We start from the raw sequence: 13,816 nt of genomic DNA, 5'->3' as shown, positions 1-13,816 counted from the left end.
AAATTTTAAAAAAAGGTTTTTATGATTTGCGACTTTAATTTTTCATATGATGAAGTATCTTTCGGAACGAGAGCCTCCCTGGCGGTTTGTCATGTAGTCAACATTCCTGTACAGGTGATTATGACGATTGTCAATGTTGCGAAAGCGAGTTTTCTAGCCCTTGCCGCTACGTTGACCTTATTCCAGTCTGAAATTTTCATGGCTGAGATTAGATTGAGTACTTTTAGTTGGGTATCGAATTTGGCGAATATTCCTCTTTCGGTTTTTGGCTTTTTTGCTCCAGTGAATGCGGCCAAGTTGCAAGTTCATTCGATTTCTCTTTTTTCTAGTATCTTGTCTTAGAGACTGTCTCTTAACTCTGCCGTTTTATGAGGCCTGGCTCTATACCGAAAGTGTCTCAAAACTTGGGATTTTGGCTTTGAGAAAGCCTCGAGATTGAATGATCGTAAGCCACCTCATATTTCTAATATTAGGTGGCTTACGATCATTCAATCGCGAGAGCTTTCTCTTTGCCAAAAACCAAATTTTGAGACACTTTCGGTATATTAAATCCCTTTAAGTGAAAGGGTGATGAGTTCAGCCAGGCCTATTCCCTGATGGGTCTCCATCACCTTCTGAACTGCTTTGCTCGCCATACTCTGGTTATACCCTAAATTGATCAGTCCTGAGATGGCATCCTGGATGATGATTTCATCGGGAGATCCTTTCTTGATCTGGAAATGGGAGGGGTCTATTCCGTAGAGAGACGGGAGTTTGTCCCGAATTTCCAAAAAGAGCCTCTCCGCCGTCTTTTTGCCGATGCCCGGGACGCGGCAGATTTTTTTGATGTCTTCGTTTTTTACGGCATCGACAAATTCATGATAATTCATATGGCCGATCAGGCTGATCGCTGTTTTGGGGCCGATCCCCGAGACATTGAGCAGAACTTCAAAAAGCTCCTTCTCACCCTCTGTGACAAATCCGAAAAGCTGCTGGGACTGTTCCCTAACGATAAAGGAGGTGTAGAGCAGAGCTTCCGATCCTTTGGGGGGCAGTCTAGAGATGGCGTTTGCCGGGATATAGATCTGGTAGCCCACGCCGCCCGTTTCCAAGACAGCATAGACGGAGGAGATATGAGTGACGGTTCCTTTGATGTAGGCGTACATGAGAAGTCCTTTTTACAATAAATGGGATACAACCGTGCTTTTAAAATGCATCCGGTTGGCATGGCATATGGCGATGCTGAGCGCATCGGCGGCATCTTCCGGCGTCGGAAGTTTGTCCAGTTTTAAAATCTTCTGCGTCATACCCTGAACCTGTTCTTTGGAAGCACGCCCGGTTCCGGTAATCGATTTTTTAGCAACCGTTGGCGCGTACTCGACCACTTCGATACCTCGCATCCGTGCCGCTACAATAATAGAGCCCCTCGCCATTCCCAGCTTGAGAGCGCTTGAAGGGTTGATTTTCACAAATTGCGTCTCAATGGCCAGGGCTATAGGTTGGAACGTGTCCAGGAGATGAGAGACCCCATTGAAAATGAGAAGGTATTTATCGTGCAGGGAGAGCGAGGCTTTCGGTCTTATGCACCCAAAGTCAACAGCCTCCATTCCCCTTTCTGTAAGATGGATCACCCCATAGCCGGTGACTTGTGTCCCTGGATCTATCCCTAAGATGACGGTGCTTTTTTTTTCTCTGTTCATCTAGTACTAATCAAAGAAGTTGGACTTCATCTTGGGATGAGGAGGGTTGTAATCAAAGAGGTTTTTATAAGGATTTTGCTTCGTAGGCTCTTCTTTTGAAGGCTCTTCTTTTGCCTTATCCTGTTCGGGTTCTTTGATCTCTTCGGAAATTACGGGCTTGGCGAGATTGATCTCAAGCGGCAGGATCTCCTTTTGCGGAGGATCTTGAAGCAAGCTGGTCGGCTGGGTGATACCGACCGGGGCACCCATGACCGATCCTAAGTTTGAAAGAAGGTTTTGGAATTGGTCAAACTTCTCTTTTTGCTGTCTAAGAGTCCTGTTTTGCTCTTCCAGCTTAAGGCAAGCCTCATGCATTTTGAAATATTTTGTCTCCCACTCCTTCACACGCGATTCAAAGGAGAAGGTGATTTCCTTCAGTTTGCTTTCGATCGCCTCACGCTCATGGGTATTGGCCTCATGCTCTTTCTGCAATTTCGTGAGACGGCTTTCATAATCTTTGATTCCCGCCTGAAGTGATTCGAGCTCTTTTTTATTCGTCTCAAGCGATTCGTTCAAAAGCGTCGCCTCCCTGACTTTTTTGCCAAGGTGCTGCTGTGCGTGCTGCGCTTTTGCTTCGCTCTCGTCGTATTTTCTCTTAAGCTCGCGGAGCTCGTCGTCCTGGGCTTTTTTCTCAAGCCCCATCCTCGACAGAGAGCCTCGCAACTCTTCAATGGCCTTGATTTTTTCGAGCACCTCCGACTGCACCTGCTCCAGTTCACGCTGTTTGTCTATCAACTCTTTCTGAAGGAACGAGGTGGCTTGCGCGCTCTTTTCGAGATCACGCCCTTTGGCGTCATGTTGATATTTCATCTCCTGCAATTGCTCTTGCAGGGCGGAAATAACCTGGGTTTTTTCCCGAAGCTCGCTTTCTATGAGTTCAGCCCGTGCTTGCTCTTCTTCTTTTTGCTTGGTCTCGTGCCTTATCATTTCCTGGGCAAGCCTGAGCTCTTCGGCAAGGCAGCCCTTCTCTTTGGATAGATCTAGGCTAAAAGCCTCTTTCTCCTGCAAAGCTTCCAATGACTTGGTAAGTTCTTCTTGCAAGTTATGAAGCTCCATCGCAAGAGAAGCCTGGTTTTCGCTTCGAGAGAGGATTTCTTGCTCTAAAGACTGGATTCGATTCTCGTGAAGCTGTCTTTCCTCTAAAGTTTTATTGAGGTTATTCTCGGCCTCTTCTTTCAATTCTTTGAGAATTTTGATTTCGGAGTATACTTCCTTGTGCTGCAGCACTTCATCGCGATACGCTTCGATTTCGCTTTGCAGTTTTTCGATCAGGCGGTCTTTTTCCTGGGTCGCCGATTCAAGGTTCTCTTTCGCTGAAATCGCCTGGGCTACACGCTCCTTTAGTTCCTTGAATTGGCCCTCGAGAAGCATCCTTTCCTCTTCAGCCTCTTTGAAATCTTGAAGAGCACGCATCTGTTCTTTTGTACAACGTGTGTTTTCTTCTTGCGCTTTTGCCCATTCCGCATTGGTTCGGGAGAGCTCCTGTTTGATCTCCTCGTTTTCCCCGGCAAGCTCCAACCCCTCTTTTTTAAGGCGCTCCACTTCCTGTTGTTTGAAGTCCAGACGGTTTTTGAAATCCTCGACTTCTTTGACTAAAGAAGATTGCTGACGCGCTATTCTCTCCTTCTCATTTTTCAAGGCATCGAGTTCGCCCTGCTGAGAATGCAGCTGCGAGAGTTTTTCATCCCTCTCTTTGGTAAGAGAGTGTACTCTTTCGGCTAAGTCCCTGTTTTGATCAATAAGGGAGTTGTTTTCCTCTTTCAACGACTGGATGGAGGAGGAGGCGTGTTCCAATTCTGTTTTGACCGCTTTCATCTCTTGGGCGATCTGTTCCTTTTCCTGATGGGCCTCTTGCAGGGCATTTTTGATTTCGCTTAAGCTTGCTGAAGAGTCTCTTAAGGTTCGTCTCGTTTCGTCGAGCAGAGACTGGGAGGTCTGAAGCTCCTCTTCTAGATTTTTCGTTTCCAGTTGAGCTTCTTCGTTTCTTTCCCTTAAGAACTGGATGGCCCGCTCGAGCTGTTCGCTATGCTTTTTCTTTTCCTCAAGCGACGCTTCCTGCTTTTCGACTTGGTGTCTGGACGCTTGGAGCTCTTCGTTTAAATGCTTGAGTTCTTGTTCTAGATGCTTGATTGTGTCTTGCGCTTTCTGAAAGCTAATCTGATAATCTTTGAAAGTCAGGAGCTGCTTTTCTCTCAGCGAGAGAAGATCCAGATATTTTTCGAGCCTCTGCTTGAGCCGCTCTTCTTGGTTTTTGGCCTCTTTGAGCTGGAGGTGTAGCTGTTGATTTTCGCTTTGCGCTTGTGAGGTGTTGGTGGATGATTTAGAGGCTTCCAAAAGCTTTTCTTTCAAAAAAGCGCTATCCCTTTCCAGAATGGCGTTTTTGGATAAAGTCTCTTCCAGCCTTCTTCGTTGGGCATCGAGCTCTTCTTTGCCGGATTGGATCAAGTTTTTTAAGAATGTCTCGTGTCCGCGGAGTAAGCCGGCTTCCGCTTCCGATTCAGCCAGCTTTTTTTTCATTCTTTCAAGGCGTCTTTTAAGGTCGAGGCAGATCTCTTTTAAGGATATTTTGGTCTCGGGGCGATCGGATGTGGTTGGAGAGCTCTTTTGGTGGATGGCTTTTTCCTTGAGCAGGAGGACCTTTTGTTTTTCTTCCTCAAGATCTCTGGGAGAATGTGCGGTGGGGTTTTTGGGTTCGCCGGACAAGACAATACTCCTCTTTAATCAGCTTCTCTTGGGGACTCTGCCGAAAATTCCAGTTTAGATCAAGCAGAACCCTAAGAGGGTGTTTACAAATTCCGAATCCGGTAACAGTCTCTTAAATTGCCTGCAAAGGGCATAAAAATTTTGCGGATTTTTAGCAAGCGAATCAAGCGATTTCAGTTTTAAGACAGGCCATAAGGCGCGAAAGATATTTCTATTTCCTGAAATATCTTTCGCGCCTTATGGCCAAATCAAAAAGTGAAGCACCCCTACTTGAGTTTTAGTAAAAGCTCTTAAGGTACTTCCTTGAATCTTTCTGTAATCGGTTATCGGTTTCCGGGTATTCCGCCGCCACCTTTGTTTTTATTAAAAACAAGAGGTTTGGATTTGATGAACGTCCTTTCTAATTCGGCAAGGTCTTCGCCTTCTTGAGCCTCATGCATCACGGCAACCGCGAAGGCTTCAGGGTTCTCTCTGATGCGCTCATAAATATCACGATGAGCTTCTAGATGTTTGGGGTTGTTGATGATGTGCACATGTTGGCTGATCCGGCGGCTTATCGGCTGTGTGGTCAGTCCAATCTGGTGTTTTGTCGGGGCTGCATTAGCGCTCGCTGCCTGATTCTCTTGGTCTAACGCGGGGAGCTTGCCATCTTCGAGTATGGAGTAGATAACTCGTTTTTTGTGTTTTGTAGGGCTGCCGCCGAAGTCGACGCGCACGCCTTTGCCCGCCCTTTGAAAGCGGTATCTTTTGCTCGGTGTTTTGAAAACGGGGTTGCTTATAACGTTTGCGGCAACTTTGCTGACGCGGGATACGCCAAAGGATCCACCGCCGCCCCGATTGCTGTTGTAGCCCTTTTTAAAAGTATTCAGACGTTTGATGTGAAACTTTTCCCTATCCCCAAGTTTTACGTCCGGGCTGACAACTTCCAGTACGGATAATTTAAAATCATCAGGTTTTTTTCGGATGTCATCAAGAAAGGAGTTTGTTTTTTTTCCGCTATTGATATCGGTGTGGTATTTGTAGATGCGTTCTCTAAGGGTTGTTGTCGCCCCGATAAGCCTTTGCTCCGACTTTGTCGAGTGGAACATGTAAACTGCCCTTTTCATCTTTTTAACGCCGGGACTCATCAGGACTTTGATTCTTTGGGTGCCGTCTTTCATGGTTTCACATTGAACGGGATAGGTCCTGACAGCGTTGATCGGTTGCATAGTCTGTGTCTTCCTGCGGAGAGTGAATAGTTTGAAGAGTATTCAATAAAATGTTTGCTTGAAAAACAAGTTCGATTTTTGGTCTAATTTATAGATCAGATATATTAAAAAGGCTATAAAAAAGCGCTTAATGGAGATCAAGGTGACAGAAGAACCGCGCAACATCATTATCCGCATGCCAAACTGGATCGGCGATCTGGTGATGGCGACTCCTTTACTCAGTGACCTCCGCAATCGATTTCCTAAAGCGGAATTGACCGTGATGTGTCAGTCCAATCTCTCTCCGCTTTTAAGGCAGGACACCGATGTAGATCAGGTATTGAGCTTTACCAAAAAGCAGAAATGGGTTCATTCAGATTCAGCCGATATTTCAAGATCGCTTAAGCTGGGCGGTTTCGATGTGGGCATTTTGACGACCAATTCTTTCTCCTCTGCCTGGTGGTTTTTTCGGGGTAATGTACGCCGTCGCATAGGCTTTGGTGGAAATTTCAGATCCCTTTTGCTCACAGACAAGGTTTCAGAGCCGGTTAACAAAGAAATTGAACATCAGGTGGTGACTTATAAAAGGTTGCTTGCGCCTTTGGGCATCGGCATATCGGAGACTAAGCCACGGCTTCACTTGGATCCAGAAGAGGTGGGAGCGGCCAAAGAAAGGCTCAGAAAGTGGGGAGTGGTATTGGGGAAAACCCCTCTTATAGGCATCAATCCCGGTGCGGCCTATGGTTCGGCAAAATGCTGGCTGCCGGAGCGGTTCAGGGATGTCACGCAAAAGTTGATGGAAGATCCCGACTGTTTTGTCCTCTATTTTGGTGACAGCTCGACTTCGAAACTTGTCAACGACATATGCTCGGGGATGCCGCAGCGGGTGATCAATTTAGCCGGGAAAACTACTCTGGCGGAGCTCGTTGCCACCCTTTCTCTTTGCTCTGTTTTGCTAACCAATGACAGCGGTCCGATGCATATGGCCGCAGCCCTCAATATCCCTCTAGTGGCTCTTTTTGGATCCACCAACCCGGTAAAAACAGGTCCTTTTGGTATCGGTCAGGTGATTCATAAGCAGGTTTCTTGCTCCCCCTGTTACCGAAGGGTCTGTCCGATCGATTTTCGCTGCATGACTTCCATTGGTGTAAACGAGGTCTATGAGGCGGTGAGAAAGCAGCTCGCGGTCAAGCTTAAATGATAGAACCGATTGCAAATATGTCAGGGGAGATGGATGAAGTGGCGGATGACAGGCTGCAGAGAGCTCAAGAAAAGCTTGAAAGAATGGGGCAAACCCATCTTCTGAAGTGGTGGAGCAAGTTGCCTTCAGTGGCTCAAGACGCCCTTCTTCAGCAGGTTGAAGATATTGATATTCCACTCTTGAAGAGACAGCAGGCGCAACTTGCCGCGGTGACCCTTCCGGTGCAGAGGTCGATACAACCGCTCAAATCAGTCTTAAGAAGTGGCGATCCCAAGCTTAAACAGGAGGGTAGGAAGGCTCTATCAGAGGGTAAGGTGGGGGCTCTTATCGTGGCCGGAGGGCAGGGCACGAGGCTCGGTTTCGATCATCCCAAAGGAATGTACCAGGTGACTGCGGCAAGGAGGAAATCACTCTTCCAGCTGCTTGCCGAAAAAACAAAGGCATGCGGGATGATGGTGAATCGAGAGCTTCCTCTTTCGATTATGACCTCCAAGGAAAATGAAGCTGAAACCAAGCGTTACTTCCACAATAATCATTTATTTGAACTCTCAGAAAGTCAGATCGGTTTTTTTACCCAAAACAGTCTTCCCCTTCTTGATACCCAGGGGCGTCTTTTCCTTGAAGAGAAAGGAAGAATTGCATTCGGCCCGGACGGGAACGGATCGGCGCTTAACTGTTTTGCCAAATCGCCTCTTTACAAGGCCTGGAAGGAGAGTGGAGTGAGGTATGTCGTCTTTTCATTGATCGACAACCCCCTGGCCGATCCTTATGACATGGAGTTGGTTGGCAGGGCCATGCAGACGGGGGCCGACGTTGTCATCAAGGCGGTTGAAAGAAGCGGAACGGAAGAGAAGGTGGGCATCCTGGCCGAGGTGGACGGCAAGGTGGGGGTGATCGAGTACACTGAATTTCCTAAAGACCTATGGAATCAAAAGGGAAAGGACAGGGCTCTGCTGTACAATTTTGCCAATATCAGTCTCTTTTGCCTTAGCATGGAATTTATTAAAAAGGCGGGAGAGGATCTTTTTGAGAAAATGCCCCTCCACAAGGCGTTTAAGGCCGTTCCCTATTTGGATTCGTTTGGGGGCGTTGTGAAACCGAACCACCCGTTTGCCTGGAAATTCGAGCGCTTTATATTTGACTTTCTCCCCTTCGCAGAAAATGTAGAGATTGTCGTATACCCTCGGTCCGTTTGCTTTAGCCCTTTAAAAAATGCAGAAGGAGAGGCCAGCCCCGAGACGGTAAAACAAGATCTCACATCCCTTGATCGGAGTGTTCTTCGTAACCTTTTTGGGGAGGAGCCTCCTCAGGAAATTGTCGAGATCGCACAGGATTTTTACTATCCCACAAGCGATCTTCTCGAGCGGTTCAAGGGATCTAAACTTCCTCCCTCTCCTTACTTAGATGGTTATAAATATTTATAATTGAGTTTTTGATTATCATTTACTATAATGTATTATTTTAGTGAAGGATTCTTTGTATGAGCATAACTAACTCTTTCGATTCATTTTCCGTGCTGCGAGCTATTCCGAGCGGAAAGCCCCCCAAGCAGGAAGGTGGTCGAATCAGGGACTATAAGGGGATGAAAGGAGATGGAAACTGCCATCTGTATGCGCTCAAGTTGGCGACAGGTTTTCAGGCTGAGCTAACTGCCAGTTCCAAAGGCAACATCACAAACCATCGCCGGAAAATCACTGAACTGGACGACATATGGTGGAAGAGGCAGACAACAATCAATTTGATCAAGTTAAGCTTTCAGTTCATAGGGGGGTCATTCGATACTAAAGATCATATTCTGGATAACTCCCAGTCGCTGTTGCAGCTTCTTGTGCAGGAAGAGAGCAAACAAAAGATGCGTCAGGGCACTACCGCGGTCGCTGTCGACTTCTTCAATAAATATCGGGCAAGCTCTGTAATCAATATACTGGATTTTAAACAGGATCTAGAGAAAGAAGAGCGCATCGGCAACCACAGCCAATTCCTGTTAGCCGAGAGGCTCCCGCTAGGCGCGAAATTTGTGCAACTGAAAACAACGTATAACGCGATATGCCCGATCGACATCGGTTCCCAGAGAGGACGCTATCATGCTCTGCACAATGTCTTCACCGATCATTTAAATGACCTGTTCAAGATGCAGCCCTGTCAATGGATGCCAAACGAGTCCATCGAAAGGCTTGCAGACATTATCAGGGAGAAAGGGACTGTTGTTGTCGGTGCCATTTTGGGAGCGGAACATGCCCTGAGGCCGCCTCATTCGTTAGAAGGTATAGAGTTCGATGAGTATGCTGTGGCGGGGTGGACCGAGTCGACTTATCAGGAGCGGGAGGGTGTTTCCGGCCATTCCATTGTTCTTGTGGGAGTCTCTCAAGGCTACGTTATCTTTGTCGATCCGGCAATTCCATGCCGGGCTAATGAAAAAAGGAAGGCATATGCTATTCCTTACTCCATTTTTTGCAATAAGGTTACAAGCACTCTTGGTTTTAAGATACCGGTGGATAAAATCACAAAGTATCCCGAGCAGCACTATCTCTTAGCTCCCACACCAGCCCAAATGGTCTGATTGATGTTCCATCAAGATGCTTTTGGCATATGCCGAAAGCATCTCACAACTTAAATTTCGAGAGATTTTCCCAGGTCAATTGAGCAGCAAGGCATCCCTATTTGAGCTGAGCCTTAAGGATAGTCGGGATCTTCGACCAATGCCATATCCACCTTGACAGGCGGGACGGTGTTGACCTTGGAGTACATTTTGTTGTACATGCTCTTAGGATTGGTACTCAGATCCCAAGCGAAAACTTTATAGGTGTTGATGGCCGGGCGGGGTGCGAATGCTACCTCCTTCCCTGTTTTTAGAGCCTCTCTTGCCAATTCCGTCCTTTCCAAATCCTGAGAGTGGAGTTTTTTTGCCATCAGGGCCGCATGCGATGTGCTCATGAAGAGGGGGAGGGCGGCAAGAAGAACTAGATATGGCTGCCTCTCAAGGAGCGCCTCCAGCGCTTTTTTTCTGCCCATCAGCGAAGCGGCCAGAAAGAGGATCATAAAAAGAGAGGAGTAAAACGCGGTCCGCGGCTGCTCGAATTTGGGAAATATCAAGATGGGGAGCGCGGAGACGGCCGAGAGGCCTATCCAGATGAGAGTGCTTTCCCGTGCCCCCTCCGCCTTATCGTTGTCGAAACTTCGCAGGGCCGTCTTGAGTATGGCTAAGGCGAAGACAAAGACAAGAGTGTCTGCGCTGAAAATCTTGCTTATGAAACGGGACACGCGAAAGATAGTATCTGAAAAGCTTAATCCCTCCACCAGGCTTTGCCTCTCCGCGTTGCCGGGCGCCATGCTTAGAATGAGAAATCCAATGAAAAGACCCGCCGCAGCCGGTAGAACTTTACCAAAAAAGGCGATCTTATGCCGGATGCTGGGGATGACGGAAACGATCAGCAAAAAGGTCAGAAGGGAGAGAGCTGCCTGTTCCTGGAAATTGCCGACAATGAGCCCTAAGAAAAAGGCACTGATAGCCGCCACAAAATGCGGATCTTCATCCCTCGCCCCGGTTATGAATGGGCGTAAAATACTGTAAATCAATAAAAGTAGAAAAAACGCCGGCCAAAGGTAGACCACGGCCCCGGAAGTCCAAAAGACAGTCTGCCCGATGATGGGAAGGCAAAACCACAGCAGGGAAAGCATGATGAGATATAAGAAGAGATCCGCTCGCTTGCATTCGATCTTTTCTTTCTGTGTCAGAAGCAGGCAGAGACAGGCCAAAGAGATAAACATGAAGGCTGAAATGGATTGGAAAACAGCTCTTGGCATATCTCCTGAGAGAGCCAAGCCTCCGATGGCGTATCCTAAAACTCTTCCGGACCAGTTATTGTACCACGACATGACGTGATGAAAAAGAGAGTGGGTATCCAGGTAACTGGTCAGGATATCGTAGTCATCGGCCGCCATGGGCTGCCAGAGCGCTGTCATGAGGATGAAGAGGGCGGAAGCCATTAAAGCCAAAGAGCCAAGGATAATCCAGATTTTTTTATTTCCATCCATGTTACCGGCACCTTAATTTTTGATTGCACTCCAGCATAAAAAGAGGCTGTAATTATTTCAACGCAAGGTGCAGAGTTTCAGATCTCTCTCTGATTATTGCTGTCCAGTCACGCTTCTACGCCTGAAGCAGTAAATTCCTCCTGTTTTCTCGCGGAGTTTAAGTGAAAGAGAGTCAGTTGGATATACAAGTGCCGATGAGCGGATGCCTCTAAGATAATTGAGCAGTCGGCATCTTTCTGCTATAACAGTAACCATATATACCGAAAGCCTATCAAAATTTGGCATGGGGGCTTTGCGAAAGCCCACAAGACTGTAATTCACCTATATTCCAATCCAGGTGACTTGCAATTTATCAATCGCGAGAGCTTTCTCTTTGCCAAAACTAAAATTTCGAGACACTTTCGGTATACATCAGGGTACTTAATTTATTTCTCATGCTAAGGAATTTTTATTCATGAAGGTTGCATATCTCGGAACAGGCGCCTGGGGGTTTTGCCTGGCTTCATTAATTGCCGCTAAAGGGCACACGGTCATCTCTTGGACCACCAAGAAGGAGCTGGCCGACAGGCTTGAGCTGACAAGAGAGCATGAGTCTTTGCCGGGACACAGATCTGAGGGCGATATGCGCTTTACAGTCGATTTGGAAGAGGCGCTCGAAGGAGCTGACATTATCGTTGAATCGGTTACCTCAGGAGGAGTGCGTCCTGTGTTTGAAAAGGTACGCACCCTTGGGATGCCAAACTGCCCGGTGATCATCACCTCCAAAGGGATTGAGCAGAAGACGGGTTTGATATTGCCTGAAGTGGTGGTGGAAGTGCTGGGCGACAAAGCCCGGGATCTCATCGGGGTCATGAGCGGACCTTCCTTTGCCCACGACGTGATCCGCAAGCTTCCCACTTCAGTTGTGGGCACAGGATACAGCCCTAACGCGATCAAAGCCGTTTTGGATCTTTTTACTACGCAGAATTTTCGCGTCTATCCCAATAGCGATATCGTAGGGGTGTGCTATGGCGGAGCTCTGAAGAATATCGTGGCGATAGCTTGCGGCATATCGGAAGGTTTAGCCTTAGGTATGAGCTCAAGCGCTGCCCTGATGACAAGAGGGCTGCACGAAATCAGAAAGTTATCCCAAGCCTATGGGGCAAAGCAGGAGACTCTTTATGGTCTTTCAGGGATGGGAGATCTCTGTCTGACCTCATCCTCTTTGCTGAGCCGCAATTTTAGGTTCGGTCATATGCTGGCGCAAGGCCTTTCCGGAAAGGAGGCTAAAGAGAAAATCGGTATGGTTGTGGAAGGGGCATACTCTTGCGTGTCCGCGCTGGAGCTTAGCAAAAAGGCCGAAGTTGCCATGCCCATTACCGAAATGGTCTCTAAAATTATCTATGAAGACCTGGATCCGAAAGCGGCGGCGATGGAGCTGATGCAAAGAACGATCAAGGAAGAGCATCTATAAAATTGCAGAGAAGTTCATGAAAGTAGCGACTTCAAAAGAGATGGCACACCTGGAATCTTTGAGCTATGAACGAGGGTTCAAAGAGGATGAGTTCATGCATCGTGCCGGAGTCGGCGTGGCGGATTTGGCAGTCAAATTTTCTGCTGAATGGAGAACGGTAAAACAAATTCTTATCTTAGCAGGCAGAGGAAACAATGCCGGAGACGCCTATGTCGCCGGAAAAGTCCTTTTGCAAAAGGGATTTAAAGTGTCGGCGTGGCTTGATCGGAATGCCAAAGAGTCACCTCTCTGTCAAAAGAACAGGGAATCCTTTACCTCGGCCGGAGGTCAACTGATTGACGCCAGGGTTTGCAAGGAGCCTGATTTTGATGAAGGAATAATTATCGATGCCATTTTTGGCACCGGTTTAAATAGGGCTCCTGAAGAGCCTTACGCATCGATGATCGCTTGGGCAAATAGATCCCGTTGCCCGATTCTCTCTGTAGACATCCCTTCAGGGCTTTCAGGGGATACGGGGGAAGTGTTTGGCGAGGCGGTGAGAGCAAAAGCGACGGCGGCTCTTGGTCTTGCCAAGTTAGGCTTTTTTCTTAAAAGAGGCTGGGATCATGTAGGAGAGATCCATCTAGTGGATTTCGGCCTGCCGAAGGATGTAACGGACAGTTTCGTAACTCCCTTCACCCTTTATGAGAGAGAAAAAAGCTTGGAAGCCCTACCTTTCGTGCGCAGAGGAAGGCACAAGTATGAAGCCGGTGCTGTTTTTGGGTTTGCCGGATCGCCCGGTATGCCGGGAGCGGCAATTTTAGCGTCGCTTGCCTCGTTGAGAACCGGAGCGGGAATCGTCCGCCTCTACCATCCCCAAGAGATGGCGACGGAGCTCGCGGCGAGTCCTTATGAGTTGATTAAAGTTGCATATTCCGAGAATCCTCTGGAAGTTCTTGAAGCAGGCCTTAAGCGTGCCGACAGCGCCTTTATCGGTCCCGGAATAGGCAGGAGCCAAAAGACCGGTGAGATTATTCAGTATCTGATGGGGATTATTAATTGCCCCGCCGTTATCGATGCCGATGCGCTTTACGCTCTTGCCATGACAGATTTTTCGTTTACCACTCCCGTCGTTCTAACGCCTCACTTGGGAGAGATGAACCGACTTTTACATTCTCATGCAACGGAAGTGTCGGTTGACTTTCTCAAACAGTGCTCAGACTATGCCATGAGAAAAAATGCCGTCGTGGTGCTGAAGGGGGGGCCGAGCTTTATCATCAGTCCCGCAGGAAAAATCTGGATCAATACGACCGGAGATCCGGGAATGGCGACAGCCGGCAGCGGCGATGTGCTCTCGGGTATGATTGCCGCCTTGATGGCAGCCGGACTTCCTCCGCTTCAGTCGGCTCTTGCAGGTGTTTGCATTCACGGTTGGGCGGGAGAAATAGCTTCAAAGGAGCTGTCGCCCTATTTTATGCTGGCCAGCGATATCATAGAACGCTTCTCTTCCATTTTTCTGTTGAAGAAGGATGGTTGAGAG

At 47.8% G+C, this 13,816-nt stretch carries 11 protein-coding genes; 6 read left to right on the top strand and 5 right to left on the bottom strand.

Translation table 11 applies throughout. The features are described from left to right. Nucleotides 1-21 precede the first annotated feature (21 nt). Nucleotides 22-342, top strand: coding sequence for a hypothetical protein (locus ELAC_RS07385; RefSeq protein WP_098038648.1), 321 nt, complete (start codon nucleotides 22-24; stop codon nucleotides 340-342). Between the two features lie 203 nt (nucleotides 343-545). Here ELAC_RS07385 and ruvA read toward each other — a convergent pair whose 3' ends face one another. The 4 genes from ruvA to ELAC_RS07365 form a co-directional block, all read right to left on the bottom strand. Then, entirely contained in the window at nucleotides 546-1,145 is a 600-nt protein-coding gene (ruvA, locus tag ELAC_RS07380) for a Holliday junction branch migration protein RuvA (protein ID WP_098038647.1), read from the bottom strand. A gap of 12 nt (nucleotides 1,146-1,157) precedes the next feature. Beyond that, nucleotides 1,158-1,679, bottom strand: a complete 522-nt coding sequence (ruvC, locus tag ELAC_RS07375; protein WP_098038646.1) for a crossover junction endodeoxyribonuclease RuvC — start codon at nucleotides 1,677-1,679, stop codon at nucleotides 1,158-1,160. A gap of 6 nt (nucleotides 1,680-1,685) precedes the next feature. Then, nucleotides 1,686-4,421 carry a hypothetical protein gene (locus ELAC_RS07370; RefSeq protein ID WP_098038645.1) on the bottom strand — a complete coding sequence of 912 codons (2,736 nt, stop codon included), beginning with the start codon at nucleotides 4,419-4,421 and terminating at the stop codon, nucleotides 1,686-1,688. Nucleotides 4,422-4,744: 323 nt separating this feature from the next. Beyond that, on the bottom strand, nucleotides 4,745-5,629 hold the full coding sequence (locus ELAC_RS07365) for a GIY-YIG nuclease family protein (RefSeq protein WP_098038644.1): 885 nt from the start codon (nucleotides 5,627-5,629) through the stop codon (nucleotides 4,745-4,747). Between the two features lie 142 nt (nucleotides 5,630-5,771). On the opposite strand from ELAC_RS07365, the gene waaF reads away from it, so the two are divergent. The 3 genes from waaF to ELAC_RS07350 are packed head-to-tail and all read left to right on the top strand — an operon-like array spanning nucleotide 5,772 to nucleotide 9,369. After that, nucleotides 5,772-6,809, top strand: coding sequence for a lipopolysaccharide heptosyltransferase II (gene waaF / locus ELAC_RS07360; RefSeq protein ID WP_239414434.1), 1,038 nt, complete (start codon nucleotides 5,772-5,774; stop codon nucleotides 6,807-6,809). 29 nt (nucleotides 6,810-6,838) lie between these two features. Next, entirely contained in the window at nucleotides 6,839-8,233 is a 1,395-nt protein-coding gene (locus ELAC_RS07355) for a UTP--glucose-1-phosphate uridylyltransferase (protein ID WP_158227835.1), read from the top strand. Nucleotides 8,234-8,289: 56 nt separating this feature from the next. Next, entirely contained in the window at nucleotides 8,290-9,369 is a 1,080-nt protein-coding gene (locus ELAC_RS07350) for a hypothetical protein (RefSeq protein WP_098038641.1), read from the top strand. Nucleotides 9,370-9,482: 113 nt separating this feature from the next. Here ELAC_RS07350 and ELAC_RS07345 read toward each other — a convergent pair whose 3' ends face one another. Further along, on the bottom strand, nucleotides 9,483-10,844 hold the full coding sequence (locus tag ELAC_RS07345; protein WP_098038640.1) for a DUF6056 family protein: 1,362 nt from the start codon (nucleotides 10,842-10,844) through the stop codon (nucleotides 9,483-9,485). A 454-nt stretch (nucleotides 10,845-11,298) separates the two neighbouring features. On the opposite strand from ELAC_RS07345, the gene ELAC_RS07340 reads away from it, so the two are divergent. Both ELAC_RS07340 and ELAC_RS07335 read left to right on the top strand, forming a co-directional pair. After that, a complete protein-coding gene (locus ELAC_RS07340; RefSeq protein WP_098038639.1) occupies nucleotides 11,299-12,297 on the top strand; it encodes an NAD(P)H-dependent glycerol-3-phosphate dehydrogenase in 999 nt (332 codons plus the stop codon). A gap of 16 nt (nucleotides 12,298-12,313) precedes the next feature. After that, a complete protein-coding gene (locus ELAC_RS07335) occupies nucleotides 12,314-13,813 on the top strand; it encodes an NAD(P)H-hydrate dehydratase (protein WP_098038638.1) in 1,500 nt (499 codons plus the stop codon). The last annotated feature ends 3 nt before the right edge of the window (nucleotides 13,814-13,816 follow it).

This window comes from Estrella lausannensis, assembly GCF_900000175.1.
Lineage (GTDB): Bacteria > Chlamydiota > Chlamydiia > Chlamydiales > Criblamydiaceae > Estrella > Estrella lausannensis.
This window is presented reverse-complemented; position numbering and strand designations above follow the sequence as displayed.

Coding starts and splice junctions, on each gene's coding strand:
- ELAC_RS07345 (WP_098038640.1), bottom strand. CDS start 10,844: ATGGATGGAAATAAAAAAATCTGGATTATCCTTGGCTCTTTGGCTTTA.
- ruvC (WP_098038646.1), bottom strand. CDS start 1,679: ATGAACAGAGAAAAAAAAAGCACCGTCATCTTAGGGATAGATCCAGGG.
- ELAC_RS07335 (WP_098038638.1), top strand. CDS start 12,314: ATGAAAGTAGCGACTTCAAAAGAGATGGCACACCTGGAATCTTTGAGC.
- ELAC_RS07385 (WP_098038648.1), top strand. CDS start 22: ATGATTTGCGACTTTAATTTTTCATATGATGAAGTATCTTTCGGAACG.
- ELAC_RS07340 (WP_098038639.1), top strand. CDS start 11,299: ATGAAGGTTGCATATCTCGGAACAGGCGCCTGGGGGTTTTGCCTGGCT.
- ruvA (WP_098038647.1), bottom strand. CDS start 1,145: ATGTACGCCTACATCAAAGGAACCGTCACTCATATCTCCTCCGTCTAT.
- ELAC_RS07355 (WP_158227835.1), top strand. CDS start 6,839: ATGGATGAAGTGGCGGATGACAGGCTGCAGAGAGCTCAAGAAAAGCTT.
- ELAC_RS07365 (WP_098038644.1), bottom strand. CDS start 5,629: ATGCAACCGATCAACGCTGTCAGGACCTATCCCGTTCAATGTGAAACC.
- ELAC_RS07350 (WP_098038641.1), top strand. CDS start 8,290: ATGAGCATAACTAACTCTTTCGATTCATTTTCCGTGCTGCGAGCTATT.